Source organism: Brevibacterium sp. HMSC063G07, assembly GCF_001810665.1.
Classification (GTDB): Bacteria; Actinomycetota; Actinomycetes; order Actinomycetales; family Brevibacteriaceae; genus Brevibacterium.
In genome coordinates this window covers 330,102-354,353 of record NZ_KV802360.1, presented here as the reverse complement: position 1 = coordinate 354,353, position 24,252 = coordinate 330,102, and the positions used below count along the sequence as shown (strand labels likewise).

The 24,252-nt window shown below is 63.6% G+C and carries 21 protein-coding genes; 10 read left to right on the top strand and 11 right to left on the bottom strand.

The genetic code is table 11. The features are described 5' to 3' along the window. Window positions 1-62 precede the first annotated feature (62 nt). The 9 genes from HMPREF2757_RS08125 to purD form a co-directional block, all read right to left on the bottom strand. The gene (locus tag HMPREF2757_RS08125) at window positions 63-1,682 is read right to left on the bottom strand and encodes a long-chain-fatty-acid--CoA ligase (protein WP_070575113.1); all 1,620 of its coding nucleotides are present in this window, start codon (window positions 1,680-1,682) and stop codon (window positions 63-65) included. A 123-nt stretch (window positions 1,683-1,805) separates the two neighbouring features. Further along, window positions 1,806-2,789, bottom strand: coding sequence for a glycine betaine ABC transporter substrate-binding protein (locus HMPREF2757_RS08120; RefSeq protein ID WP_083304183.1), 984 nt, complete (start codon window positions 2,787-2,789; stop codon window positions 1,806-1,808). Window positions 2,790-2,846: 57 nt separating this feature from the next. Further along, complete coding sequence (locus HMPREF2757_RS08115) at window positions 2,847-4,172, bottom strand: hypothetical protein (RefSeq protein ID WP_141750225.1); 1,326 nt, start codon at window positions 4,170-4,172, stop codon at window positions 2,847-2,849. Further along, complete coding sequence (locus HMPREF2757_RS08110; protein ID WP_070575106.1) at window positions 4,165-6,255, bottom strand: alpha/beta hydrolase family protein; 2,091 nt, start codon at window positions 6,253-6,255, stop codon at window positions 4,165-4,167. Before HMPREF2757_RS08110 ends, HMPREF2757_RS08115 begins: the two co-directional genes overlap by 8 nt. A gap of 114 nt (window positions 6,256-6,369) precedes the next feature. Then, window positions 6,370-7,425, bottom strand: coding sequence for a DUF6882 domain-containing protein (locus HMPREF2757_RS08105; RefSeq protein ID WP_070575103.1), 1,056 nt, complete (start codon window positions 7,423-7,425; stop codon window positions 6,370-6,372). 4 nt (window positions 7,426-7,429) lie between these two features. Then, window positions 7,430-8,170: a phosphoribosylformylglycinamidine synthase subunit PurQ gene (gene purQ, locus HMPREF2757_RS08100; protein WP_070575363.1), complete on the bottom strand. Its 741-nt coding sequence runs from the start codon at window positions 8,168-8,170 to the stop codon at window positions 7,430-7,432. Window positions 8,171-8,208: 38 nt separating this feature from the next. Further along, window positions 8,209-8,466, bottom strand: coding sequence for a phosphoribosylformylglycinamidine synthase subunit PurS (gene purS / locus HMPREF2757_RS08095; RefSeq protein ID WP_070575100.1), 258 nt, complete (start codon window positions 8,464-8,466; stop codon window positions 8,209-8,211). Window positions 8,467-8,610: 144 nt separating this feature from the next. Next, window positions 8,611-9,534, bottom strand: a complete 924-nt coding sequence (locus HMPREF2757_RS08090; protein ID WP_070575097.1) for a phosphoribosylaminoimidazolesuccinocarboxamide synthase — start codon at window positions 9,532-9,534, stop codon at window positions 8,611-8,613. Then, window positions 9,531-10,820 carry a phosphoribosylamine--glycine ligase gene (gene purD / locus HMPREF2757_RS08085; RefSeq protein ID WP_070575360.1) on the bottom strand — a complete coding sequence of 430 codons (1,290 nt, stop codon included), beginning with the start codon at window positions 10,818-10,820 and terminating at the stop codon, window positions 9,531-9,533. The genes HMPREF2757_RS08090 and purD overlap by 4 nt, the downstream gene beginning before the upstream one ends. Window positions 10,821-10,895: 75 nt before the next feature. On the opposite strand from purD, the gene HMPREF2757_RS08080 reads away from it, so the two are divergent. The 5 genes from HMPREF2757_RS08080 to purM are packed head-to-tail and all read left to right on the top strand — an operon-like array spanning window position 10,896 to window position 15,591. Beyond that, window positions 10,896-11,966 carry an asparaginase gene (locus HMPREF2757_RS08080; protein WP_070575357.1) on the top strand — a complete coding sequence of 357 codons (1,071 nt, stop codon included), beginning with the start codon at window positions 10,896-10,898 and terminating at the stop codon, window positions 11,964-11,966. A gap of 40 nt (window positions 11,967-12,006) precedes the next feature. Continuing rightward, window positions 12,007-12,390, top strand: a complete 384-nt coding sequence (locus HMPREF2757_RS08075; RefSeq protein WP_070575094.1) for a sterol carrier family protein — start codon at window positions 12,007-12,009, stop codon at window positions 12,388-12,390. 52 nt (window positions 12,391-12,442) lie between these two features. Beyond that, entirely contained in the window at window positions 12,443-12,874 is a 432-nt protein-coding gene (locus tag HMPREF2757_RS11920; RefSeq protein ID WP_070575091.1) for a hypothetical protein, read from the top strand. A 31-nt stretch (window positions 12,875-12,905) separates the two neighbouring features. Further along, on the top strand, window positions 12,906-14,417 hold the full coding sequence (purF, locus tag HMPREF2757_RS08065; protein ID WP_070575088.1) for an amidophosphoribosyltransferase: 1,512 nt from the start codon (window positions 12,906-12,908) through the stop codon (window positions 14,415-14,417). A 1-nt stretch (window position 14,418) separates the two neighbouring features. Beyond that, complete coding sequence (purM, locus tag HMPREF2757_RS08060) at window positions 14,419-15,591, top strand: phosphoribosylformylglycinamidine cyclo-ligase (protein WP_256278292.1); 1,173 nt, start codon at window positions 14,419-14,421, stop codon at window positions 15,589-15,591. Window positions 15,592-15,745: 154 nt separating this feature from the next. Here the strand turns inward: purM and HMPREF2757_RS08055 are convergent, their stop codons facing one another. Further along, window positions 15,746-15,946: a DUF3073 domain-containing protein gene (locus tag HMPREF2757_RS08055; protein ID WP_070575086.1), complete on the bottom strand. Its 201-nt coding sequence runs from the start codon at window positions 15,944-15,946 to the stop codon at window positions 15,746-15,748. A 163-nt stretch (window positions 15,947-16,109) separates the two neighbouring features. Here HMPREF2757_RS08055 and HMPREF2757_RS08050 point away from each other — a divergent pair, with 163 nt between their 5' ends. The 5 genes from HMPREF2757_RS08050 (at window position 16,110) to HMPREF2757_RS08030 (ending at window position 22,601) form a co-directional block, all read left to right on the top strand. Next, window positions 16,110-16,928: a DUF8083 family protein gene (locus tag HMPREF2757_RS08050; protein WP_070575084.1), complete on the top strand. Its 819-nt coding sequence runs from the start codon at window positions 16,110-16,112 to the stop codon at window positions 16,926-16,928. 116 nt (window positions 16,929-17,044) lie between these two features. Next, on the top strand, window positions 17,045-18,028 hold the full coding sequence (locus tag HMPREF2757_RS08045) for a methylenetetrahydrofolate reductase (protein WP_070575081.1): 984 nt from the start codon (window positions 17,045-17,047) through the stop codon (window positions 18,026-18,028). A gap of 133 nt (window positions 18,029-18,161) precedes the next feature. Then, entirely contained in the window at window positions 18,162-20,516 is a 2,355-nt protein-coding gene (gene metE / locus HMPREF2757_RS08040) for a 5-methyltetrahydropteroyltriglutamate--homocysteine S-methyltransferase (RefSeq protein ID WP_070575078.1), read from the top strand. 180 nt (window positions 20,517-20,696) lie between these two features. Continuing rightward, the gene (locus HMPREF2757_RS08035) at window positions 20,697-21,686 is read left to right on the top strand and encodes a magnesium and cobalt transport protein CorA (protein ID WP_226829320.1); all 990 of its coding nucleotides are present in this window, start codon (window positions 20,697-20,699) and stop codon (window positions 21,684-21,686) included. Next, the gene (locus tag HMPREF2757_RS08030) at window positions 21,687-22,601 is read left to right on the top strand and encodes a uroporphyrinogen decarboxylase/cobalamine-independent methonine synthase family protein (protein WP_070575071.1); all 915 of its coding nucleotides are present in this window, start codon (window positions 21,687-21,689) and stop codon (window positions 22,599-22,601) included. A 103-nt stretch (window positions 22,602-22,704) separates the two neighbouring features. Here the strand turns inward: HMPREF2757_RS08030 and HMPREF2757_RS08025 are convergent, their stop codons facing one another. Continuing rightward, on the bottom strand, window positions 22,705-24,054 hold the full coding sequence (locus HMPREF2757_RS08025; RefSeq protein ID WP_070575068.1) for a sodium/glutamate symporter: 1,350 nt from the start codon (window positions 24,052-24,054) through the stop codon (window positions 22,705-22,707). Window positions 24,055-24,252 lie beyond the last annotated feature (198 nt).

Below are 24,252 nucleotides of genomic sequence, written 5' to 3'. Positions count from 1 at the left end.
TGAGCCTGCCGTGCGGCTGCTGAGCTTGCCGTGTAGTCGGCGGCGCTGTTGGGCGCGGCGTTTCAGCCCTCCCGCAGCTGGACCTTGCTGATTTTGCCCGTTGATGTTTTGGGCAGTTCAGCCACGTAGCGGTATTCGCGCGGAACTTTGAAACCGGCAAGGCGGGCTCGCAGGTGTGCTGTGAGCACATCGTCCTCAAGCTCTGCGCCTTCGCGGGTGACGACGTAGGCGCGCGGGCGTTCGCCCCACTTGGGGTCGGGCACTCCGACAACGGCGGCTTCGGCCACCAGCGGGTGCGCGCCCAGGGCGTGCTCGACTTCGATGGTCGAAATGTTCTCGCCGCCGGAGATGATGATGTCCTTTGCGCGGTCCTTCAGTTCGACGTAGCCGTCTGCGTGCATAACGCCGAGGTCCCCGGTGTGCAGCCAGCCACCTGCAAAGGCCTTCGCGGTGGCTTCGGGGTTGCGGTAGTAGCCGGCCATGACGGTGTTGCCGCGCACCACGACCTCGCCGATTGTCGCTCCGTCGGCGGGCACATCGACAAGAAGGCCATCGCTGTCGGGTTCGCGCTGAACAACGCGCAGTTCGCTGGAGCCGATCTGCCCCACACCCTGCCTGGCCAGCAGAGCCGCCCGGGTCTCAGCAGGGAGGTCCTTCCACTCGTCCTGTTCGTAGGCGATCGTGTAAGGACCGGCTGTTTCGGTCATGCCGAAGGAGTGGGTGACGGAGAATCCGAGGGCTTCGACATCGGCCAGCGTGCGCGGGTCCAGAGGCGCTCCGCCGCAGGTGACGCGCAGTGTGTAGTTCAGCCGGTGGGCTTCGTCGGTGGCCAGCACAGTGCGCACGACGGTCGGTGCGCCGTTGAAATGTGTGACCCGGTGGCGGTCGATGAGCTCCCAGATCTTCGGTCCGCGCACTGCCCGCAGGCACACCTGGGTGCTGCCGGCTGCGATGAGCGCCCACACGCCGCACCAGCCGTTGCAGTGGAAGATCGGCAGGGTCCACAGGTAGACGCTGTCGGTGTCGAAGCGGGAGTGGATCACCTGGTTGATGGCGTTTGTGTACGCCTGACGGTGGGTGACGATGACGCCCTTGGGATTGCCTGTTGTGCCGGATGTGTAGTTGATGCCCAGCGGGTCGAGTTCGCTGTGGGGCGCCCACTGAAACTCACGAGGTGCCTGCCCGGTCTGGTCTGCTCCCGGCTGCTGGGTCTGGGCTAGGAGGTCCGCAAGGTCGACGAAGCCTTCAGGCAGGTGTGCGGCGGGGTCGGCAGTGCGGTCGACGGCGATGGTCGCGACGGTTGTGAGCTGGCCGATCAGCGGTTGGACAACCGGGATGTATTCGGCGTCAATGACGAAGACCCTTGCGCCGGAGTGTTCGAGGATGAAGTGGATTTCTGCGCTGGTCAGGCGGATGTTCAGCGGGACGAGGACAGCACCGGCCAGCGGCACCGCGAACTGAGCGGTTGCCATTTCGAGGGTGTTCGGCGCCATGTAGGCCACGCGGTCGCCAGGGCGGATGCCGAGGTCGGCCAGCAGCTGTGCGCGGTGTTGGGCATCGGCGGCGAACTCGGCGAATGTGCGTGCGGTTTCGCCGTCGATGACGGCTGTGCGGTTGGGGTAGACGCGGGCGCTGCGCTCAAGGAAGCTCAGCGGCGAAAGGGGTGTGTGCAGTCCAGTCATAGCTGTGAGGCTTCCAGAGCCCTGCCTCGTGGGGAGCTTAAGCGGTCACACAGTTTCACGGCCCGTCATACATGACGGGTGTATGACGGGCCGTGAAGTGAAGATGACGTTATGCGGCGGAAATCAGCTGTCTGCGCTGAGGCCGCCGCCCTGCCATTCGTCGAAGAAGTCCTGGTTGTCCTGAGCCCATTCATCGACGGCTTTCTGCGGTTCTTTGCCGTCGTAGTCTTTGGCCATGACCTTCTCCAGGCCCTCCAGACGTTCTGGGGTCAGCGCCAGATTCTTCAGGGCCTGCGCTGCCTGCGGGTGTTCATCCGTAAAGCCGACACGTGAGAACGAGTAGAGGAAGTCTGGGTCGCCGAAGGCACCGAGGTCGTCTTCGAGGTCGCGGATGTTGAACTCGTCGTACGCCCAGTGCGGGTGCCACAGAGTGACGGCGATGTTGTCGCCGCTGTTCTCAGCCTTGCTCAAAGCTGCGAGCATTGCCGGGGTCGACGATGAGATGAGCTTGAAGTTTTCCAGGCCGTATTCTGGGATGACGTCTTTTTCCATTGCGCCCATGAGGCCTGAGCCCTTTTCGATGCCGACGATCTCGCCGCTGAAGTCGTCCTTGTGGTCCTTCAGCTCGCTGAGTTTGGTGATCGGGGCATCTTCGTTGACGGCCACGACGTTCTGGGCCTGGTCGTACCAGCATCCTTGGTCTTCGAGTTTGTCCTGGTATTCCTCGATGTACTTTGCGTGGGTGACCGGCAGCATTGACGATGACATCCAGTCGACATCACCGTTGGCGGTGGCGACAAAGCCGGGGGCCAGATCGAACATCTTGACTTCGACCGAGTAGTCGTAGTTCTTCTCCAGAAGATATTTGGCCAGGTGCGCGGTCGCGATCGTTTCATCCCAACCGTTGAACGCGGCGACGGTCACGGATTTGTCTTCGTCTTCTGCGCTTTCAACGCCGTCGAGCGGTTTGGAGTTTTCCGCGGGCGTGCAGTCGCCCCAGTCGCGATCCTTGTTCGCTTCAGTGGTGCCCCCGCTTCCTCCGCTGCAGCCGGTGAACAGCATGACAGCGGAAACGCTGAGAGCGGTGAGTAGGCGTGCAGTTTTCACGATGCTCCTTCGATAGCGGTTGTCATCGTTTTCACAGTAACAAGCGGGTTGGCTGCCTTACAGGCTGCGCGCGAGTACATGCCGTGTCACCTGGCGGTGGCTCACCGCACAGCGAAGGGCCCAGTAGGCTAAAAGGCCGAAAAAGGGAAGCACTCCGTCTGCCAGCAGAACGAAAAGCAGGGCCAGGGGAATCTGCGCGCACCACACACCCAGCGCATTGCTGACGAACTCGCGGTTCGTCATCCCGAACAGCCGCAGCAGAGTGACATTGCCGTACGTCAATCCCGCGATGGGGCACAGCAGCGCGACGACAGCAGTCGAGAGACGGACGGCGGAGACGACATCGGAATCAGGTGACGAAAACGGTGCGGCAGCAAATCCACCCAGCAGCACGAGAAAGCCGACAGCAGCTCCGATCAAGAAGAACGTTCTGCGCACTTCCCTCGCTCCGCCTCGGATGGTGTTCGGGTCTTCCGCATAGACCTTGCCGAGGATGTACAGGGCTGCGGACGACACACTGGATACAAAGATGAATGCGAGCAGATGGGCCTGCACGCCAAAGCGCATTCCCGCCAGTGCGGCTGTGCCCGAGGCGGCGAGAATCAGCGTGAAGACAACATTTCCGCCGTAGTCCACGACCGCGGAGCCCACTGCAGGCCAGGCGAGCTTTGGCCACTCGGCATAGCTCCTGCGGACTTCGGCGCTCGGTTTGTTCTGTGTGCGGTGTCTTGCGATGAGGCCCGCGAGGAAAAACAGCGGCAGGATTGTGCTGATGGTGCTCCCAATACCAGCTCCGAAGGCCCCGAGCTCCGGTGCAGGGCCGAGACCGTAGATGAGCACTGCGTCCAGCAGAAGGTTTGCAGGACCGGAAATCAAAAAGGCGATCAGTGGGACGCTCGTCCGACCCCAAGCCACAAGAGCAATCGCCATGGTTGCCCCGGCGATTTCTGTGACGAGGGACGGTGCGCGGCCCGCACTGTATGACAGAGCCGCCGACCATGTGGCGTCGCTGAGCGTGAAAAAGCCCCAGGCGGACGCGGCCACGCCAGCGCATGAGAGCAGGGCGGCAAACGGCAGAACTCGCTTCAGGGCGATTGCCAAACCACCTGTTTCCAGGCCGCCATCGTCACCCTGTGGCTGACGAGGGGCCAAAATACGGTAGGCCATGAGTGCGCCGAGCAGCGCGTTGATGGGCAGTTCATACAGTGCCGCACCCAGAGCCACACCGGCCAGTGCCGATGTCGAATAGTGCGCTATCAACAGCGAGTCGGTTACTCCTAAGACGACGCTGCCGATTGCCGCGAGCAGCGGCGGCCAGGTGTACGTGAACAGCACACCCGGCCGCAGCAGTCGGCCATGACCCGGCGAGTCTGTCCTAGCCAAGTTCCGCTGCCGTCTGGGTTTCTTCGCCCAGCACGTGGTGGCGCAGGAAGTCGATGAATGTGCGGTACCAGACCTCCGCATTGCCGCGGCCCAAAATCCAGTGGCCCTCGTCGGGGAAGTACAGGAAGCGATGCTGCGTCAGCCCGTCCGGCCCAGCTGGGGTCTTCGTCTTGCGCAGCAGGTCAAACCACAGTTCCTGACCCTGGCCGATGGGCACCCGGTAGTCCTTGTCGCCGTGGATGACGAGCATGGGGATTTCGATGTCGGCAGCGTACAGGTGCGGTGAGTACTCCCGCGACTGACCGGCCATCGCGTCGTTCCACGAAGAATTGTCGGTTGTCCGGCCCATGGATTCCGTGTTCCACAGGGACGCGTGGGTGACAGCGCACTTAAAGCGCGAACCCGTGTGCCCAGCAACCCAGTTGGTCATATAGCCGCCGTAGGACCCACCGGCAAAAGCCGTGCGCACAGAGTCGATGTCAGCGCGCTTTTCGGTCGCGTCGGTCAAAGCCATGATGTCGGTGAAAGGTGTGCCGCCCAGCTGCTGCTGACCGCGGGCAATCATGTTCTGGCCGTAGCCGGTGGAAATCGCGGGATCCGGCAGGAGCACCGCAAAGCCGGCAGCCACAAACGGTGCCGGGTTCCACCTGTAGGTCCACGCATTCCACGATCCCCACGGACCACCGTGTGCAAACACAACAAGCGGGTGTGGGCCGTCGCCTTCCGGCAGCGACAGCCAGGCGCGAATCTCGGTGCTGTCCTCAGCAGTCGCAGTGACCTCGTCAAGCCGACCCGGCACCTTGACCGCTCCGGTCGGATTGGCAAGTTCGGTGACCTCACCGCTGGTCGGGTCGATTGCCACCGGCTGCGGTGGGCAGTCAATGGCAGAGCGCAGAGCCACCACGCGGCCGTCGTGTACGGCAAGCCCGGAGTAGGTGTACTTCTGCCCCGGACCGCCAGCCAGCCTGCGCGGGGCCGAATCGTTCAGACCACCGATCCACACGGAACCGCGGCCGTGGTCATCGGATGCGGCCACAAGCGTGCTGTCATCGAGCCACACAGTGTCAAACCACTGGTCGAACTCCGGCCACAGGCGCTGCTCACCGGTCAACCCGCCAGCCCTGTCAACGGAGTGGACGTAGGTCTGAGGGTCCAAATCCTGATTGGGCATCCATTCGGCGACGTGTTCAATGACTACGCGCGAATCATCCGGGCTGAGCGCACCCAGCCAGCGCGCGTCCGTGGGCTGGGACGTCAGCAGCTGCTGGGGCGCGTGTTCGCCGGTCAGGTCGACCCGGTGGATGCTCACCTGGTCGATGTGGTCTATGAGTGTCCGCCGCACTGTCACCAGCGCCCACGCGCCGTCGGCGGAAACCTCCCACGCGATGAGAGTGCCGTCCGGCATCTGCGGGTATGTGAAGTCCAGAAGCGGCGGAAGGCCGTCGCCGTCGCGCTTGAGCGCAAAATCGTCCGAGGTGGAGCTCAGCTTCCCCAAATCCTGCGGCAGCTGTGCCACCGCCAGTCGGTTCACACTCGGCCCGAGGTCGGAATCCCAGCGGCGGGTGGGGAACTCAGCGTGCAGGATGCCGGAGACTTTCGCGTCTGAGCGCTTCTTGGCAAGCTCAGCGTGTTCTTCTTCGCTGTTCGCCTGCGAGTGCACTGCCAGCTGTGCCACAAGCACACCGGGGCGACAGACGACCTGGCCGAAACCGCCGGGGCGTGTGGCAATGCGACGCGCCTCACCGCGGGCCGGAAGCAGAAACAGTGCGGCGTCGCCGGGTTCTTCGCCGTCATCACCGGCACGCTTGGCGGTGAAGAACACCGAGCCGTCGTCGGCGATATCTGTCGCACCGATCGAAGCTGCTCCGCGGGTCAAACGCCGTGGGGTCGCGTAATCGGTGTTCTTATCACCGGCGAGCTCAGCCAGATGCGTGGCGTAGGAGCGCCCCGTGCCGTCCAGCGATTGTACGGAGGCCAACAGGGGACCGCCGTCACGGCGACAGCTCAGACCAGTGGTGCGCGGCGCATCGAGAAGTGACGTGAGGGTGGGGATGTATGCGGGGGAGTGAGCTTCTTCGGTCATGCCGACACCCTACCGGCGCAAAGTGACCCCAGACACAAAGGGGGCTCGCGGGTGCGACCCGTCAGCGCAGCAGAGCCGCAATAGCAGCAGCCGGTAAGGCCGCTTCCGTCCTCGTCATCGGCCGAACAGCCTTTCGAAGAATCCCTTTTTCTTCTTGGGCTGGTCTTCGACCGGTGCCGGGCTCTCGGTTTTGGGCTCGGGTTCCGATGTGTCTTCCTCTGCCGACTCCGAAGGCGCTTCCTGCTTTTCGGGAGCCTCTGCGGCTTCAGGAGCCTCGGTTGAATCGGGAGCCTGCGGCGCCTCGGCCTCTTCGGGTTCCGTGGGTGCAGGTGTTGGTTCGCTGACTTCGCCGACGCCCGAGTAGTGTTCGCCCGGGGCGGGGGTGGCCTCTTCGGCACGCGGTTCTTCATCGACTTGTTCAAGCACGCTGAAGTCGACTTCGATCGGCACCGACTGCGGTGCAACCGGCTGCGCGGCGGTGAACTGCGCCTCAGCTTCGCCAGCCAGCGGTGCGTGAACTTGGCAGCTGGTCAGGCGGGAGTGTTTGTCGAAGTCGATGTCAGCTGAACCGTCGGTCAGCAGGATCCGCAGGCTGGTGCCCTCCAGGGGAGCGACAGCAAAGCCGCGCAGCGCCGCATAGTCAAGCAGCGCCTGCCTGTGACCGGTGATGCTTCCTGACTTCACACCGGCAGCCAGCGCTTTGACGACGGAGCGGATGGTCGGTCCGAGCTCGCCCAGTCCGTGCACGTCCAGCAGAGTCCAGACGGTCATCGTGCCGGTTTTCAGCGGGTAGTGCACCCAGTGGCCCGTGATCCGCTTGGCGGCGATCACCAGGCCGAGGGCGTCGTCATCACCTGCTTTGAACTCATCGAGCGTGAGGTCGTTGATCCCCTCGCTCTGACCGTAGTCGCGCACTGCGTTGGCCAGTTCGACAACGGGACCGGAGAAGTCGCTGAGCTCCGACCACGCCCACCGCCAGGTTCCGGACACAGTGTCGGTGGAACCCAGAAGATGGACGTCGGCGTGCAGCTGATCGCCGAACACAATGTGCCCGCGCTGCAGGTCGACTTCCCATTCGCCATTGGTCTGGGCCAGAAGAGATTCAAAGGTCCTTTGGGCTTCGACCGATCCGAAAGCAGCCTGTCGCAGCAGGGTATCCATTTCGCTCATGAACTCATTTCTCCAAAACTGTGCGCAGCACGGACGTGAAGAACCCCTGACCGTCGACGCCCTGGCGCATGCCGGAAGCGGAATCGGGGCCGAAGCCGGCTTCGACAGCGTGTTCGGGGTGGGGCATGAGTCCTGCGACGTTGCCGCGCTTGTTGGTCACACCCGCGATGAGGTCGATTGATCCGTTGGGGTTGGCGCCCACGTAGCGGGCGAGCACCTGGCCGTCCGCTTCGAGCTCCCGGAGGGTTTCAGCGGGAGCCTGGAAGGAGCCTTCGCCGTTCTTCAGCGGGATGATGATCTTTTCGCCGGCTTCGTAGTCGCGGGTCCAGGCGGTGTCGGCGTTGACGATTTCGAGTTCCTGGTCCTTGCAGATGAACTGCTGGGCGGAGTTGCGCACGAGAGCTCCGGGCAGCAGTCCGGCTTCGCACAGAACCTGGAAGCCGTTGCAGATGCCCAGGACGGGCATGCCGTCCTCGGCTGCGGCGGTCACGGACTCCATGACGGGAGCAAAGCGGGCGATAGCGCCGCAGCGCAGGTAATCGCCGTAGCTGAAGCCGCCCGGCAGAATCACAGCGTCGACGCTCTTGAGGTCTGCATCCGCGTGCCACAGGCTCACGGCCTGTGCTCCCGAGAGCGTGACGGCCCGAGCGGCGTCGCGGTCGTCGAGGGTGCCGGGGAACGTGACAATGCCGATGCGCACGTTCTGGGCCCCCTCGAGCACCGTGGTTGAGCGCTGGGCTCCGATAAGTGGTCCGCCGTCGGTGTAGGCGGTGCGGGTGGCGGTCACTTGTTGCCGTCCTCAGCGGGGTAGACGCCGACAACGTCTTCGATGATGGTGTTGGCCAGCAGCGTTTCGGCTGCCTTCTTCACCTGTTCGAGGACTTCGTCCGTGGGTTCGCCGTCGTGCTCAAGCTCAAAGCGCTTGCCCTGGCGAACCGCGAAACCGGAGAATCCCAGACGATCGAGTCCCGCCCCGATGGCTTTGCCCTGGGGATCGAGGATCTCGGGTTTCGGCATGACCTCGACGATGTAACGTGCCACCTGCGCTCCTTCGTTCGCTCCGGTGATGACGGCGCCATCATCTTAACAACGTACGAAGGCACTTACGATGAGCCGCGCAGCCGCCTCACCAGGTGTTGGACCCGGGCCCCGTAGGCCGTCAGGCCCACTTTCCGGCCGGTGCGGTCACACGGTGGTCGAGCGCTCTGGGAAGGGGTCGCCCGTGATCCTTTCGAAGGCCTCGATGTAGCGTGCCGAGGTCTTTTCGATGATGTCCTGGGGCAGCTGTGGGGGCTGCTGTCCGCTGTTCTTGTCCCAGCCCGATGCGGGGCTGGTCAGCCAGTCGCGGACGAATTGCTTGTCGAAACTCGCCTGCGATCTGCCCGGCTGATAGTCGTGTGCGTCCCAGAAGCGCGAGGAGTCCGGGGTGAGCACCTCGTCTCCCAGCACAATGTCACCGGCACCGTTGCGGCCGAACTCGAACTTCGTGTCAGCCAGGATGATGCCGCGCTCGCGGGCGATTTCCTCAGCCCGCGCATACACCTTGAGCGTGAGCTCCCGGAGAGCCTGTGCATCAGCTTCGCCGAGCATGTCGGCTGACTTCTCGAAGGTGATGTTTTCGTCGTGTTGGCCGACCTCGGCTTTTGCCGCGGGCGTGTAGATCGGATCGGCAAGACGATCGGATTCGCCGAGCCCTTCGGGCAGCGCCACTCCGCAGACAGCTCCGGTTCGCTGGTAGTCGGCCAGCCCCGATCCGGTCAGGTAGCCCCGTGCCACGCACTCGATGGGGAACATGGTGAGCGGTTCGCAGATGAGTCCGCGCCCGGCAACCTCAGCGGGCACATCGGCGCTCACCACGTGGTTGCCGACGATGTCCCCCAGCTGGTCGAACCACCAGGCGGACAGCCCGGTGAGGACGGCGCCCTTGTGGGGGATCTCCGATTCCAGTACGAAGTCGTAGGCGGAGATGCGATCGGATGCGACCATGAGCAGTGACGGGGCGACCTCAATCGACTCGGCGCTTTCGGGCACGTAGAGGTCGCGGACCTTGCCGGAGTAGACGTGCTTCCAGCCCGGAACGGCGACTGCCTCAACCTGGTGGCCTGTCATCGGCTTCCTCCCTGCGGGATCGTGATGCGGTTTTCTGCCGCGGCCTGGGCAATGTCGGTGCGATGGTGCTCGCCGCGCCACTCAATAAGGTCAACGGCCTCGTAGGCGCGGCTGCGCGCGTCGGCAAGATCGGCACCGAGTGCGGTCACCGACAGAACGCGTCCGCCGCTGGTTGCAAGCTCGCCGCTTTCAGTCGTTGACGTTCCAGCGTGGAACACGTGCACGTCTTCCAGTGCGTTGGCCTGGTCGATGCCGGTGATGACATCGCCCTTGGCGGGGCTGGCCGGGTAGTTCTGCGCGGCCATGACAACCGTGACGGCCGCCTTGTCGGCCCATTCAAGCGGCGGCAGCTGTGCCAGCCGACCGGTTGCCGCGGCGTGCAGCACAGTGCCCAGAGGGCTTGTCAGCCGCTGCAGAACAGCCTGGGTTTCCGGATCGCCGAACCGGGCGTTGAACTCGATGACCTCAATGCCGTTCTTCGTCAGCGCCAGCCCGCAGTACAGCAGGCCCACAAAGGGCATTCCGCGGCGGGCCATTTCATCGACAACCGGCTGTGCGACCTGCGCAATGACGTCGTCGACCAGCCCCGCGGGAGCCCACGGCAGGGGAGTGTAGGCGCCCATGCCGCCGGTGTTGGGGCCCTCATCGTCGTCCAGTGCCCGCTTGAAGTCCTGCGCCGGGGCCAGCGGAGCCGTGGTGGTGCCGTCGCACAGCACGAACAGCGACACCTCGGGCCCGTCGAGGAAGTCCTCGATGACAACGCGGTCCGCTTCGGCAAGACACGCGCGGGCGTGGGCCAGAGCTTCGTCCCTGTCAGATGTGACGACAACACCCTTGCCGGCGGCCAGACCGTCGGCTTTGACCACGTGAGGGGCACCGAATCGGTCAAATGCTTCTTCGCATTCGGTAAGTGAGGCCGCGGCAACCGACTGCGATGTGGGAACTCCCGCAGCTTCCATGATCTCCTTGGCAAAGGCCTTCGAGCCTTCAAGCTCTGCCGCAGCGGCATCCGGGCCGAAGACTGCGATCCCCGCTTCCCGCAGCGCATCGCCGACACCGGCAACCAGGGGAGCCTCGGGGCCGATCACCACGAGGTCTGCCGCAAGCTCGTGGGCAAGTGCGACAACCGCCTGAGGGTCGGTCAGTTCTACGCCGCGGATCTCACATTCCTGTGCCATACCCGGATTGCCGGGCGCTGCGAAGAGCGCGTGAACTCCGGGATCGGCGGCCAAACCGGTGACAAGGGCGTGTTCGCGGGCGCCCGAACCCAAAACCAAGACCTTCACACCGAAAAGTTTAGCCGTCAACATCGCACGGGCTCTGACGTGACCTCGTGGCGGCGTGCGCTTAGGGTGTACGGCATGCAGACCTTCACCGCAGACAGCTCCGAAGAGCTCGCCGTCGTATCCCGCTCTGACTTCGTCGAATCGCGGCACATCGGCTCGGCGGCTCTCGTAGACCCCAGCGGTGCTGTCGTCGCAGCGATAGGGGCCCCTGCGGAGCCGGTGTTCGCCCGGTCGTGCCTCAAACCGCTGCAGGCGATTGCGTGCATGCAGCTGGGCGTGCCGCTTTCCGGGGAGGCCGCGGTTCTGGCAAGCGCCAGCCACCGTGCAGAAGCCGAACACGTGTCGGTTGTTACGAGCATGCTGTCGTCGGTCAACCTCGGCGAAGACGACCTCCAGTGCCCATCCTGCGCACCGGCTGATGCTGACAACAGGGCGGCTATGCGCATGAGCGGCCGGGCTGAATCGCGGCTGTTCTTCAACTGCTCCGGCAAACACGCCGCCTTCCTCATGGCACAGAAGATCGCAGGTTCACGGCCGGAAGACTATCTGCGCCCCGATTCGATCGTGCAGAAGCAGGTCCGGCAGACAGTGGAGGACTTCTGCGGTGAAGCTGTCAGCGCTGCTGGAATCGACGGGTGCGGAGCCCCCGTGTATGCGCTGAGCCTGCCCGGTCTGGCCCGCGGAATCTCCGGCGCGGCCGCTGGAAGAACCGAGAGCGCTCATCAGCTGATGTCTGCCGTTTTGGGCAGCCCGTGGGCAATCGAAGGCCGCGGCAAAGAGAACTCGGTCGTCATCGAACGGCTGGGCATCCTCGCCAAAAAAGGCGCCGAGGGCGTGTGTGTCATGGCTACACCCGATGGCTGGGCGGCTGCGGTCAAAGTGCTCGACGGTTCTTCGCGCCCGGCCTCACTTGTCGCCCTGCGCCTGCTTGCATCCGCAGGTGCGGTGAACATGGAGGCCGCGCTGGGGGTTCTGTCCGATATTGCCCCGCGCGTTACGGGCGGGGCAGACGAACACGGACGCGCGCTCGATGCTGGTGAAGTTCTGCCCGGCGCGGGCCTGCTGGCCGCGGAATCCAAACTCGCCGCATCCAGGCCGGACGCCCCGACCGGCACAGCCGCCGACCGCGAAGACCTCCCGGTCTGAGACCCGAACTGAACCGCACCGAACAGCACTGAGGAGCAGCATGAGCATCCGCCGTCGCATTGATCCCGAAGAAGGGCGTCGAGCACTCGAGGTTTGGCAGGAGTGGCGCAACCACCAAAGCGGTGACGTCGACCGAGCGACCCTCGCCACCGCCGTGCGCTACGCCGTGGAGGAATTCGCTGAGCGCAACCCCGGTGGTGCGGTCGAAATCCGCATCCCGCCGTTTGCCGCCGCCCAGGCCATCGAGGGTCCCAAGCACTCCCGCGGAACACCCCCGAATGTCGTCGAGGTCCAGCCGGAGACCTGGCTCCTGCTGGTCACGGGGCAGGCTGACTTCGCTGACGAGGTGAAGGCTGGCCGGGTGGAAGCCTCCGGCACCCGCTCAGACCTGAGCGAGCATCTGCCTCTTCGCGGCGTGCTCTAGAATCGTCTGCCGGTCCGCAAACTGCCTCAAGCCCAGTCGTCTGGAGAACCCGATGAAGAAAACCGCCCTCGTCTCCGTCCGTCGAGCCCCGAAGTACGGGTCCTTCGCTGCCGTCGGGGCGCTTGTTGGAGTTCTCATCGCCGGTGTGCTGGCTTTTCTTCCCTTCGACATGGGCGAGCTGAGCCAGGAGTACAGCCGCGGCGCGGTCGTCGGCATGGGAGTTGTTCTGCTCGCGCTGACCGGAGCCGTGCTGGGTGCCGGGGTCGCACTGATTCTGGATGCGGTTCTGCGGCGCAAGGCGCGCACCGTGGAAGTCACCGGCCACTACGAAGAGCAGGGCGGACCAGAAGCTGACGCAGCAGAAGGCTCCCGGGCAGCCCAAGCCGAAGAAGAGGAAGCCGACGGCACCTCGCTCGAAACCAGCCCAGAAGAGCAGCGGGACCAGACTGCCGCCGAACAGACCCGCGCAGACCGAGAGGGCTGAATCCGGCAGAGCGTGTGGAACAATAGCGACTGTGGCACGTGCAGATGGACACCTGACAGCTGTTGTTGACTCCGCCGACAAAGGCCAAGACGAATGTGGCGTTTTCGGTGTGTGGGCACCGGGTGAGGAAGTCGCCAAGCTCAGCTACTTCGGCCTCTACGCCCTGCAGCACCGCGGCACTCAATCGGCTGGCATTGCCGCCTCGACCGGTGAGCAGATCCTCGTTTTCCGCGACATGGGGCTCGTCTCCCAGGTGTTTGACGAAAACGACCTCGAAACCCTGCCGGGCCACATGGCCATCGGCCACACCCGCTATTCCACAACCGGCGCGCACGCCTGGGAAAACGCCCAGCCCACCCTGGGCCCAACAGGCTACGGATCTGTTGCGCTGTGCCACAACGGCAACCTCACGAACTTCGACGAACTCCAAAGCCTGGCCGATGAGCGACTGGACAAGCACCGCGAAATCGTTGCCGCCCACAAGCAGAAACCGCGGCGCACACGCGCCCACCGCGACTCATCGTCTGACACATCGCTCATCACGGAGCTGCTCGCATCATCCGATGCCGACAATCTGACTGACGCCGCACTGGGCCTCCTGCCGCAGATCAAGGGAGCTTTCAGCCTCGTGTTCATGGACGAGAACACCCTGTACGCCGCGCGTGACCGCCACGGTGTGCGACCGCTGGCGCTGGGCAAGATCGACCGCGGTTGGGTTGTGGCATCAGAAACCGCCGCTCTTGACATCGTCGGAGCGTCGTTCGTGCGCGAAATCCAGCCCGGCGAACTCATAGCAATTGACGAAGACGGTCTGCGCAGCCACCGCTTTGCCCAGGAGCAGGCTGCCCGCTGCGTTTTCGAATACGTCTACCTGGCTCGGCCCGACAGCGTCATCAACGGCAAAACGGTGCACAGTTCGCGGGTCGAAATGGGCCGCCGTCTGGCCCGTGAGCACCCAGTCGATGCCGACCTCGTGATCGCCACCCCGGACTCCGGTACGCCCGCCGCGGTCGGCTACGCAGAAGAATCCGGCATCCCGTTTGGGCAGGGGCTGATGAAGAACGCCTACGTCGGCCGCACATTCATCCAGCCCTCGCAGACCATCCGCCAGCTGGGCATTCGGCTCAAGCTCAACCCGGTGAAAGAGAACATCGAGGGCAAGCGCCTGGTAGTTGTGGACGATTCGATTGTCCGCGGCAACACGCAGCGCGCGCTCATCCGCATGCTCCGCGAAGCCGGCGCCAAGGAAATCCACGTGCGGATCTCCGCACCACCGGTCAAGTGGCCGTGCTTCTTCGGCATTGACTTCGCCACCCGCGCCGAACTCATTGCCAACGGCCTCGACACCCAGGAGATCTGCCGTTCTCTGGGGGCTGATTCGCTCGGCTACATCAGCCTGGACGGCATGATCGAGGCAACAACGCAGAACAGCAGTGAGCTGTGCACGGCCTGCTTCTCCGGTGACTACAGGATTCCGATTCCACCGCAAGCCGATCTGACTGACTCAGAACTCTCTGGAACATCTGGAACAAAGGACAGCTGACATGACTCCGCCGAATTCCGCGACTGGCCCCCTGCACGGACCGGCTGCATCTACAGGCCAAGCGGATGAAGACGGCCACCGTCTGACCGACAGGCCCGAAACCACCTATGCGTCGGCGGGTGTCGACGTCGAAGCCGGTGACCGTGCCGTTGAACTTATGAAGTCCGCTGTGGCGGCAACCCACAACGCGAACGTCGTCGGCGGTGTGGGCGGTTTCGCCGGCATGTTCGACGTTTCTTTCCTCAAGGACTACGACCGCCCGCTTCTGGCGTCCTCCACTGACGGTGTGGGCACAAAGGTTGCAATTGCCCAGCAGATGAACATTCACGACACTATCGGCTGGGACCTCGTGGGCATGGTGGTTGACGACATCATCGTCGGTGGGGCCAAGCCGATGTTCATGACCGACTACATTGCCTGCGGCAAGCTCGTTCCCGAACGGATCGCCGACATCGTCCGCGGTATTGCCGAAGCGTGCCGCGAAGCCGATGTTGCGCTGGTCGGCGGTGAAACCGCGGAACACCCCGGCCTGCTGGGCGAAGACGAATACGATGTTGCCGGTGCTGCCACGGGAGTCGTTGAGGCCGCCGATATGCTCGGTGCGCAGAAAGTGCAGACGGGCGATGTCCTCATCGGACTTCCCGCTTCCGGTCTGCATTCAAACGGGTATTCGCTGGTGCGGCGCGTCATCGCGGATGCCGACTGGGACCTGCACGCGCGCGTTGATGAATTCGGCCGCACCCTGGGCGAAGAGCTCCTGGTGCCTACCCGGGTCTACACCGGCCAGCTGCTCGAACTTCTGGAAAACCAGCCCGGAGCGGTGCACGCCATGTCGCACGTGACCGGCGGCGGCCTATCGGCAAATATGGCTCGCGTCCTGCCGGCCGGTTCGATCGGCATTATGCGCCGCAGCACGTGGGAGGTTCCCCCGGTGTTCAGCGTGCTGGGCGACCTGGGAGGTGTTCCGCAGGCTGACCGTGAGCGCACGTGGAACATGGGTGTGGGCATGGTGCTCGTCGTCGACGCCGACCGCGTGGACGATGTGCTGGGCTCTTTCCGCGGTTCGTGGATTCTAGGCGAGGTTGCCGAAGACACCGGCAAACACTCATCCGACAGCTTCTACGTCACCGGCGCCAAGGGCGTCGACGGCGGTGCGGCCATCCTGCTGGACTGAGACTGTCCCGCAGCGGTGCCGCCTGACTGGGGCGGCACCTCGGCAGTTCACCAGCGCCCGGCGGTGCGCCGACCAAAACAGGCCAGCTAAAACAAGCAGTGGGGGCAGCCAGACCAAGCTGGCTGCCCCCACTGTCCGTGCAGACTAAGGCCCGTCAGTCTTCGTCGGAATCGTAGTCTGCGTATTTTTCTGCGTACTCGGAGTAGTCGGGATCGTCGTCGTACTGATCGTAGTCGTTCGATCCTGATTTGCCGGAAAGCTCCCGCTGAAGGGCGGAAAGGTCGGTTTCGGGGCTGTAGTACTTGAGTTTCCGGGCTACCTTGATCTGCTTTGCCTTAGCGCGGCCGCGACCCACAGGCGTCGACCCCCTCTTCGTCGATCCAGGGCACCCAAGATAGGCCCCGGTTTGCGTTTGTGTGCTTCAGTTCGGCGTCATTCTATCGGACCCCTATGCACTTTGCCATTTGAGACGGGCCATAAGACGCCGTTTGCTCAGCCGTGCGGCTAGGCTGGACGGTATGGCTTATGAGCGCAGGTATCAGGTTTGTCTGAGGGTTTTCGAACCGCTGGACGCACATCCGGAACTCGGCGACTATCCGGTGTCGGACAACCGCGCGATGATCGAGGAGCTTGTTGCAGCCGATGCTGACGCCCGGCTGATCAGCTTCCCACCGGACCCTATTGCCGATTCTTATCGCGGCACTCCGATTTTCCTCACGGCAGAAGAGTGGGGCGATGGCATTACGCGGGTCTGCCCGGTACAGGACGATATTCGCTCGTGGCACGCTGTTGACGCTTTGGCGGAGAACGTTTCACGCGATGAACTCGACACCCTTGTGCCGAAGTCCGCGCGCAGGCGTGCCGCTGCCCGGCGTGTGGAGTGGCTGCAGGACGACCCCGATGACCGTGTGTTCACCCGCACCGCCGCTTGGGAGGTTTCACCCGTGTGGTGGCTCGCCTTTGACCTCGACGCTGACAGGGTCCGCACTGACGAGGCGGAGGACGGCTCCCAGCGCACCTTCATCAGGACGGACATTGTGGCTGCCTCTGCTCGTGTGGGCTGGGCTCTGTCTGTGGTTCGGGAGAAGTCCCGGCTGCGCGCTGTTGTCGAATCCGCGGCCCAGTTCGGCAAGTGGCTGGAGACTTTTGATCCGAACGCGGTTCTTGAGCTCGACCTGGGCGGCATGACGGGTGTGCTCGATCCTGAGCAGGCGCAGGACTACGTTGACTCGTGGGTGGATGCGCTTGACTCCGATGACTTTGACAGCGCTGTCGCAGCCTTCAACCTGTACACGGAAAGCTGGGAGAAGCTGGGCCTGTTTTCCCGTTCCAGCTGAAGGACCGCACGTTCGCTGAGGCGTGTCGGCTGGGACGTGTGACGCTTTCTGACTGTTCGCGGCGGCTTCGTGACGATTGATGAACGCCGTCGCGGCCGGATTTCTAGTGTGACCGTATGGAACACGCACACCAAAGCAGACAATCCGCATCTGCGCCCGCACTGGCCGAAGACTTTGCAGCCGAGCTGCGGTTCCCGAGGCCCGTGCGCCCCGCACTGTCTTTCGAGGTCATGCCTGCGCGCACACCTCAGGCGCGTGAGGTTCTGCCGGAGCTGATCAGCGCTCTAGAAGCGTACGGGCCCGACTACGTGGCGATCACATCTTCAGCGAAATCCGGTTGGGTACAGGGGACGGCAGATTTTGTTCGCGAGCTTTCCGCAACCACCCGGCTTCGGCCTTTGGCGCACCTGGCGTGTACGGCCGCTCCCACGGTCGAGCTGCTGGAATGGGTGGAGCAGTTCATTGACGCCGGGGTGCGCGGTTTCCTCGCAGTTCGCGGGGACCTGGCCGCCGGACAGACCCGTCCACCGGAGAACCACCTGCCGCACGCGGATGCTCTCGTCACTCGTGTGCGGCAGCTGGAAAAACGCAGCGCTGCCCGCTTCTGCGGTGGCAGGCTGTCCCTGGGGGTTGCCGCGTATCCGTCGGGCCACCCCGAATCGAGCGGTCCGGACGAAGACCTCGACGTCCTCGCCGCGAAACAGCGGGCTGGTGCGGACTTCGCCATCACTCAGCTGTTCTTCGACACCTCGGCGTACAGTCGCCTGCTGCGCTCAGCCCACCTGGCCGGCGTCACCATGCCGATCATTCCCGGGATCTTACCGATCACCTCGTCCGCCCGGCTGAACAGAATGGCCCACCTGTCCGGTCTGGTGCCGCCCCAGCGGCTGACCGAGCAGCTGGAAGGAGCCCGCAGCCCCGCACACGCCCGCGACATCGGCTTGGCCGCCACCGTGGAACTCGCCCAGCGGGTTCTCGACGCGGGAGCTCCCGGCCTGCACTTCTACACCTTCAATGACCCGCGGACAACGCTCGAAGTGCTCAACCGACTGGGCATCGCCGCGAGGACTGTCGGTGCGGTCGGTCGTGAAGCTGTGTGAACCCGTGTGACGGACTGTGATCTTCCGTGACCGCCAGATGACAGCAGAGGGGAGCCCACCGGCCCATCGTCTTTAGTGTCGCAAGCGAAGGAAGTCAGACTGCGGCTTCCGGTACAGCTATGAGAGGACGCACATGTCTCACACTGAACGCACCTGGGCCGCTTACCCCACTGCGACCGTCACCGGCTACCCGCGGATCGGACCGAACCGCGAACTCAAGAGAGCCCTCGAAGCTCTGTGGTCAGGCAAGATCTCGCCTGCTGAATTTGAAACAGCGGCACGCTCCGTGCGGCTGGAAACCTACGGCCGACTGACAGAACTGGGCCTGAATCAGCCATACGCTGTGCCTGCCGACTTCGCCGCCTACGACCAGGTTCTTGAAACCGCCGCGGCCGTCGGAGTTCTCGGCGGTGCGGCTGGAGACCTCGATTGGGAAGAGTACTTTGCCCTTGCTCGCGGCACCGATGACCGCCCGGCCCTTGAAATGACCAAGTGGTTTGACACGAACTACCACTACCTCGTTCCTGAAATCGGTCCCGACACCGTTTTCACTCCCCGCCCACAGCGAGTGACGGCGCTCGTGGAAGAAGCCGCTTCGGCAGGCCACACTGTCCGTCCCGTACTGGTGGGGCCGGTGACTCTGCTGGCACTGTCAAAGGCTGCGGAAGACTACCCGAACTTCCGGCCCCTGGACCGGCTTGACGATCTGGTGAAGAACTACGCGGTGGTTCTTGCTGCCCTGGCAGAAGCGGGAGTCGAATGGGTGCAGCTGGACGAACCGGCCCTTGTCGCCGACTTCGACGCCGCTGATGATGACCAACTGGCCGGTCTTGCACAATCGGCCTACAGCACTCTGCTGAGTGCCGCGGTCGGCGATGAGCGCCCGCAGATCGCAGTCACCGCCTCCTACGGTTCACTGCGGGCAGGCCTCGATGCGCTTGCCTCAGTCGCTCCCGAAGCTCTCACAGTCGACATCTCCAAACCTACTCTGCAAGCCGACCCGGACTACATACAACGGATCACGGCGGCCGTACCCCAGCTGACGCACCTGGTGGCCGGCATCATCGACGGCCGCAACATCTGGGCGGCAGACCTCGAAACCCAACTGGAAACACTGCGCGGTTTCGACCGGCCGGTATCCGTGAGTACCTCGACATCGCTGCTGCACGTGCCCTACACCCTTGAAGGCGAAGTGAACCTCCCCGTTGACGTCGCCGGATGGCTCTCCTTTGCAGAAGAGAAGGTCACGGAAATCGAAGCACTCGCAGAAGCACTCGCCACCGGAACCACGCAGAGCCGTGAGGTTGCCTTCGCGCGTGCCGCACGAGCACAGCGCACCCGCACCGAATCCGCCCGCACCCACAATGATGCGGTGCGACAGCGCACGGCAGCCCTGCCAGCCGAAGTCAGCCGCGGCGATGTCAATGAGCGCCGTGCCGCGCAGAAAGCCCGCCTGGGTCTGCCTGATCTGCCCACAACCACAATCGGCTCCTTCCCGCAGACCGATGACGTCCGCAAGGCTCGTGCGGCTTTCCGCGCCGGCAGGATCGACGAGGCCGAATACACCGACACCATGCGGGCCGAAATCAAACGCGTTGTCGACCTGCAGGAGGACATCGGGCTAGACGTCATCGTCCACGGTGAACCCGAACGCAACGACATGGTCCAGTACTTCGCAGAGCACCTCGACGGCTTCGTTACGACAGCCAACGGCTGGGTCCAGTCCTACGGCAGCCGCTGTACGCGCCCGCCGATCCTGTTCGGCGATGTCAGCCGTGCCGAGCCGATTACCGTCCCGTGGTCGTCCTATGCGGCCAGCCTCACCGACAAACCTGTCAAGGGCATGCTCACCGGACCGGTGACGATTCTTGCGTGGTCGTTCGTGCGCGACGACGAACCGCTCAGCGTGCCCGCCGACCAGATTGCGCTCGCCCTGGCAGACGAGGTCAGCGACCTTGAAGACGCAGGTATCCCGATTATCCAGATCGACGAACCTGCTCTGCGCGAACTGCTGCCTCTGCGCGAAGAACGCCGTGCTGAATACCTTCAGTGGGCTGTGCGCGCTTTCCGACTGTGCGCTGTGGGAGCTCGTGTGGACACGCAGATCCACACCCACTTGTGCTACTCCGAGTTCGGTCAGGTCATCACGGCAATTCAAGCACTCGATGCCGATGTCACCTCGATCGAGGCGGCGCGTTCGCGTATGGAGCTGCTGGATGCTCTCGATGACGGCTTCCACGCTGAGATCGGCCCGGGTGTGTGGGACATCCATTCGCCGCGCGTGCCGTCAACGGCCGAATTGGAGGATCTGCTGGGAGCGGCATTGAAGTCGATCGGCCCAGACCGCCTGTGGGTCAACCCGGACTGCGGTCTGAAGACGCGCGGCTACCGGGAGACCGAGGCGTCGCTGCGCAATCTGGTGCACGCTCGTGCCGCTTTGCTGGGCATTAGGCAGGGAGCTGGCGTCGCTGCGGCCGCTCATGTCTGAGGGTCCGCTGCTCTCAGCCTTCTGAGTGGACGCGGATTGACGGCTGGGACGTGTGAGAATGAGGGCATGGTTCGTGCTCACAACTCCAGTTCCAGTCGTCGGCTCCGCTTTCCTCGCGTTGCCAGCCGAAGTCGTGAGAAGACGGCTGCGCCGGCCCCCGTGCGGCACAACATTCGGGGTGTGTCCTTTGACAAGTTCGGTCTGCGTTCGATCGACATGGAACACGAGATCACGGCAATTGACACGCTTGCGCGCAAGCACGAGGACCGTGTGGTCGCATTTGCTGTTGACCGGCCGACTGCAGCACAGCTGAGTGAACTTGAGGACGTGTGGGATCTTCACCCGCTGCTGGTGGAGGACCTTGAGGCCAAAGAGCAGCGCGCCAAGGTCGAACGCTATGGCGATGTTCTTTTCGTGGTGGTCAACTCGGTTGTCTACCGGGACTCAAAAGAAGATATCGACGTCGGCGAAATTCACGTGCTCATGCGCGACAACCAAGTGGCTATTCTGTGTCAGAACGCTGCGGCCGCAGAAGCGTGGCACAGCCGTTCGGCCGATTTCATTCAACGTTGGTCTGAACACGACAGCCTCTTGGAACACGGCCCGGAGGCCGTCATTCACGGTCTGTTGGATTCCCTCGTCGATGACTATCCTCCGGTTCTGCGGGGGCTTGAACTCGACAAAGAGCAGATTGAACGACAGGTGTTTTCGGGTGATCCCGCGGTTGCCGAGCGCATTTACCGCCTGTCGCGTGAGGTCATCGAACTGCAGCAGGCCTCGTCGTCGATGATGGGCGTGATTCGCCGTCTGCTGCTCGGCATCACCCGGCACGGCTATGGAAAAGACGAAGAGCTGCAGACATATCTGGAAGATGTGTCTGACAACCTGGCGACCGTTATTCCTGACATCTCTGAGCTGCGGGATGCGCTCAATCAGATTCTGCAGGTCAATTCGACCCTCGTTTCGCAGCGCCAGAACGACGACATGAAGAAGATCTCCGGCTGGGCGGCCATTCTCTTTGCCCCAACGCTCATCGGCGCGATCTACGGTATGAACTTCACGGACATGCCGGAGCTCAGCTGGTCCTTCGGCTACCCGATGGCGATTGGTGCGATGGTCGCGCTCGCCGTGGTTCTGTACGTGGTGTTCAAGAAAAAGGGCTGGATGTAAGTGGACTTTTCCCGTGCTTTTCCCGCCGCGACGACTCTGTCGGTTCCGCGGGAGCTCCTTGCCGACGTTCGGGATGCAGGAATTGCGCGGCTTCTCGCGGGCGAAATTGACGAGGCCGAATATGAATCCGATATGCGTGCCGCCCGACTGTCAGCGTACCGCCAGCTGGCTGATGATGGGCTGTATGAACCGCATGCGATTCCGGCCGACTTTGCGCACGGTTCGCTGCTGGTTTCGACCGCGATTGTGCTGGGGCTCATCGGCGGTTCGAGCTCTCACGTGAGTCTGCGTGCTGAGCTCGATCTTGAACCACCCGCGGGTCTGACCGGTGCTGCGGCCCCGAGTGCCGGGCCAGTGCGTCCGGGACGGCTTTTCGATCTGCGGGCCGAAGCATTCGATGAGGAAGGGGTCGAAATCCGGCCGGTTCTCGCCGGTCCAGCATCTGTTCTTCGGGCTTTTGCCGGGGGACTGGCCGATGATGCCGCGGGGCAGGCGTGGGTCGATGTGCTCACCAACGCCTATTCCGAGGTCCTGCGACTTATGGCCGCTGACGGGACCGTGTGGGTGCAGATTGATGAGCGTCAGCCAGCGTTAGGCGAGGTCGATTCACCGGTCAGCGGTGCTGACCAGCTTGGTCGCAGGGTGTGGGAGAACATTGCCGTGCTCGAGGCGGATGTTGCCCGGCCGCGCATCTTCGCCGTGGGAGCCCCGCAGGGCACAGCGGTTGAAGCAGTTCTCGTTGAGACCGCCGAACAGGCCGATGCCTGCGGCGAAGCCAAAGCGGTGCTCGATCTGGGCAATGACCCGCGAGCAGCAACAGCGGCGCTGATTGCCGCCGGTGCACAGTTCCGCACCGCAGTGGCAGGAACAGCCGAAGAAGCTCGGGCAGCCGTCCTCCGCCTCGTCATGGGGTAGGAGAGAGGTGCACGGAAGCCGCACCTCGGCAGCTGTTGTCATAGAACGCGCCCGCCACCATCGGTGACGGGCGCGTTTCAGGATCTATGCGGGATGCGGGCGGCTACGCGGCGGTCGGTACGGCGGAGCGGTTGCGGACCGCGACGATCGCCAAGATGACCGCGGCAGCAGCGGCGATACCGCCCCAAATGCCAAGGATCGGCCAGGCCAAGCCTGCCATGGCGAGCGCCGGAACGAACGTCACCGCGGTGACTTCGGCCGGCACAACCGGAATGTAGGCGATGGCGAAGTCTTCCAGTGTTCCGGATTTCAGCTTGGGGTCGACAATGCGCAGCAGGGCGATCGCGGTGTTGACAGCACCTGTTGCCCAACCCCACGTGAAGATCTGCTTTTCGAACCAGCCGTCCTGCAGGGTGCGGGGCGCCACCAGCAGACCGAGAACCAGGCAGAACACAAGACCGACGACGAACAGGATTGACATCACCAGGAGGTTGTCGGCGACAGCCTGCATCTGAATGGACGCAATACCGCAGACCACGAGAATGTCGGTTGCGGAACCGGAAATCGAGGTGAGGCTGTCACGGTCGACGAATTTAGTGGTGCGGGTTGCTTTGAACAGACCGCGGACCACCAGGCCGACGAGGAAGGCAGCCGAGAAGGTGGGGAAGCTGACAGCGGGGAACCAGCTGCCCAACAGCGTAGTCACGCCGTAGGCAGCACCTGCGATAGCAAGAACTATGCCCACCTGGAAGCCCAGGGACTCAATGCTGGAACCGGAGAAACGGTGCTGCCCGATGGGTGTGCGACGGTCTTCTCCGGTGAGCACGCCTGTGCGCATGTCCTTCGGAATGGACTCCATGCCGGCGAACTCTTTGACGTGGCCCCGCATAGCGCCGATCTTCGCCTGGATGATGCCGCCCACAATGCCTGCGAGCAAGCCGACGGTTGCTGATGTGAAAGCGAGGGAGCGCAGATCTTCGTGCCCTGCACCGGCGTAGACATCTCCGATAGCCGCTGCAGTGCCGAAACCGCCGGCCCAGCCCGCGAACAGCAGTGTGCCGATTGTGAGGTCCGCGCCGAACACGGGGCCCAAAAGCAGCATGACGGCGAGAATGCCGATCGCAATCTGGGCGGTGTAGATGAGCACCCCGTATGCGGAAAAGCTCACGATGGGGCCCTTGATTTTGCGGAAGTCGAAGTCATCTGACATGGCCAGACACGCGAACACAACCACGATCAGAACGGAAGCGTAGGTGCCGAGCTCGTCGGAGAACGGCAGCAGGCCGAAGCCGTTGGGTCCCAGCGCCAGGCCGAGGAAGCCTGCGATGAACGATGCCGGGATGAGCAGTGACTGGAGCGTTTTCATGATCGCGCGCAGAAGCACGCCGACAGCCAACAGGGCCCCGATCATTCCCGCGTCAGTGAGAAGAGTCCAGGGAGTGAATTCAGACATGTGGTTCCTTCCGGCTCCGCTTTGCCGCGGCTTTGCGATCTGCAACAGGAGTCAGAGCAGTGATTGGCGACACAGAGTGTTCTCAGGAATCTTAACGGGTCTTAACAAAGCCTGCATGCTGTGCAGATCGGAAGCGCAGCCTGTGCGCGCTGTCCGGTCTGCTGTGCTGTGCGGCGCGTGGGTGGGAGCTGCAGCGGG

Excerpts from the sequence above, each read along its gene's own strand:
- HMPREF2757_RS08045 (WP_070575081.1), top strand. The coding sequence starts at position 17,045 with ATGGAACACGCACACCAAAGCAGACAATCCGCATCTGCGCCCGCACTG.
- HMPREF2757_RS08105 (WP_070575103.1), bottom strand. The coding sequence starts at position 7,425 with ATGAGCGAAATGGATACCCTGCTGCGACAGGCTGCTTTCGGATCGGTC.
- purM (WP_256278292.1), top strand. The coding sequence starts at position 14,419 with ATGACTCCGCCGAATTCCGCGACTGGCCCCCTGCACGGACCGGCTGCA.
- HMPREF2757_RS08075 (WP_070575094.1), top strand. The coding sequence starts at position 12,007 with ATGAGCATCCGCCGTCGCATTGATCCCGAAGAAGGGCGTCGAGCACTC.
- HMPREF2757_RS08025 (WP_070575068.1), bottom strand. The coding sequence starts at position 24,054 with ATGTCTGAATTCACTCCCTGGACTCTTCTCACTGACGCGGGAATGATC.
- HMPREF2757_RS08080 (WP_070575357.1), top strand. The coding sequence starts at position 10,896 with ATGCAGACCTTCACCGCAGACAGCTCCGAAGAGCTCGCCGTCGTATCC.
- HMPREF2757_RS11920 (WP_070575091.1), top strand. The coding sequence starts at position 12,443 with ATGAAGAAAACCGCCCTCGTCTCCGTCCGTCGAGCCCCGAAGTACGGG.
- metE (WP_070575078.1), top strand. The coding sequence starts at position 18,162 with ATGTCTCACACTGAACGCACCTGGGCCGCTTACCCCACTGCGACCGTC.
- HMPREF2757_RS08110 (WP_070575106.1), bottom strand. The coding sequence starts at position 6,255 with ATGACCGAAGAAGCTCACTCCCCCGCATACATCCCCACCCTCACGTCA.
- HMPREF2757_RS08090 (WP_070575097.1), bottom strand. The coding sequence starts at position 9,534 with ATGACAGGCCACCAGGTTGAGGCAGTCGCCGTTCCGGGCTGGAAGCAC.
- HMPREF2757_RS08125 (WP_070575113.1), bottom strand. The coding sequence starts at position 1,682 with ATGACTGGACTGCACACACCCCTTTCGCCGCTGAGCTTCCTTGAGCGC.
- HMPREF2757_RS08050 (WP_070575084.1), top strand. The coding sequence starts at position 16,110 with ATGGCTTATGAGCGCAGGTATCAGGTTTGTCTGAGGGTTTTCGAACCG.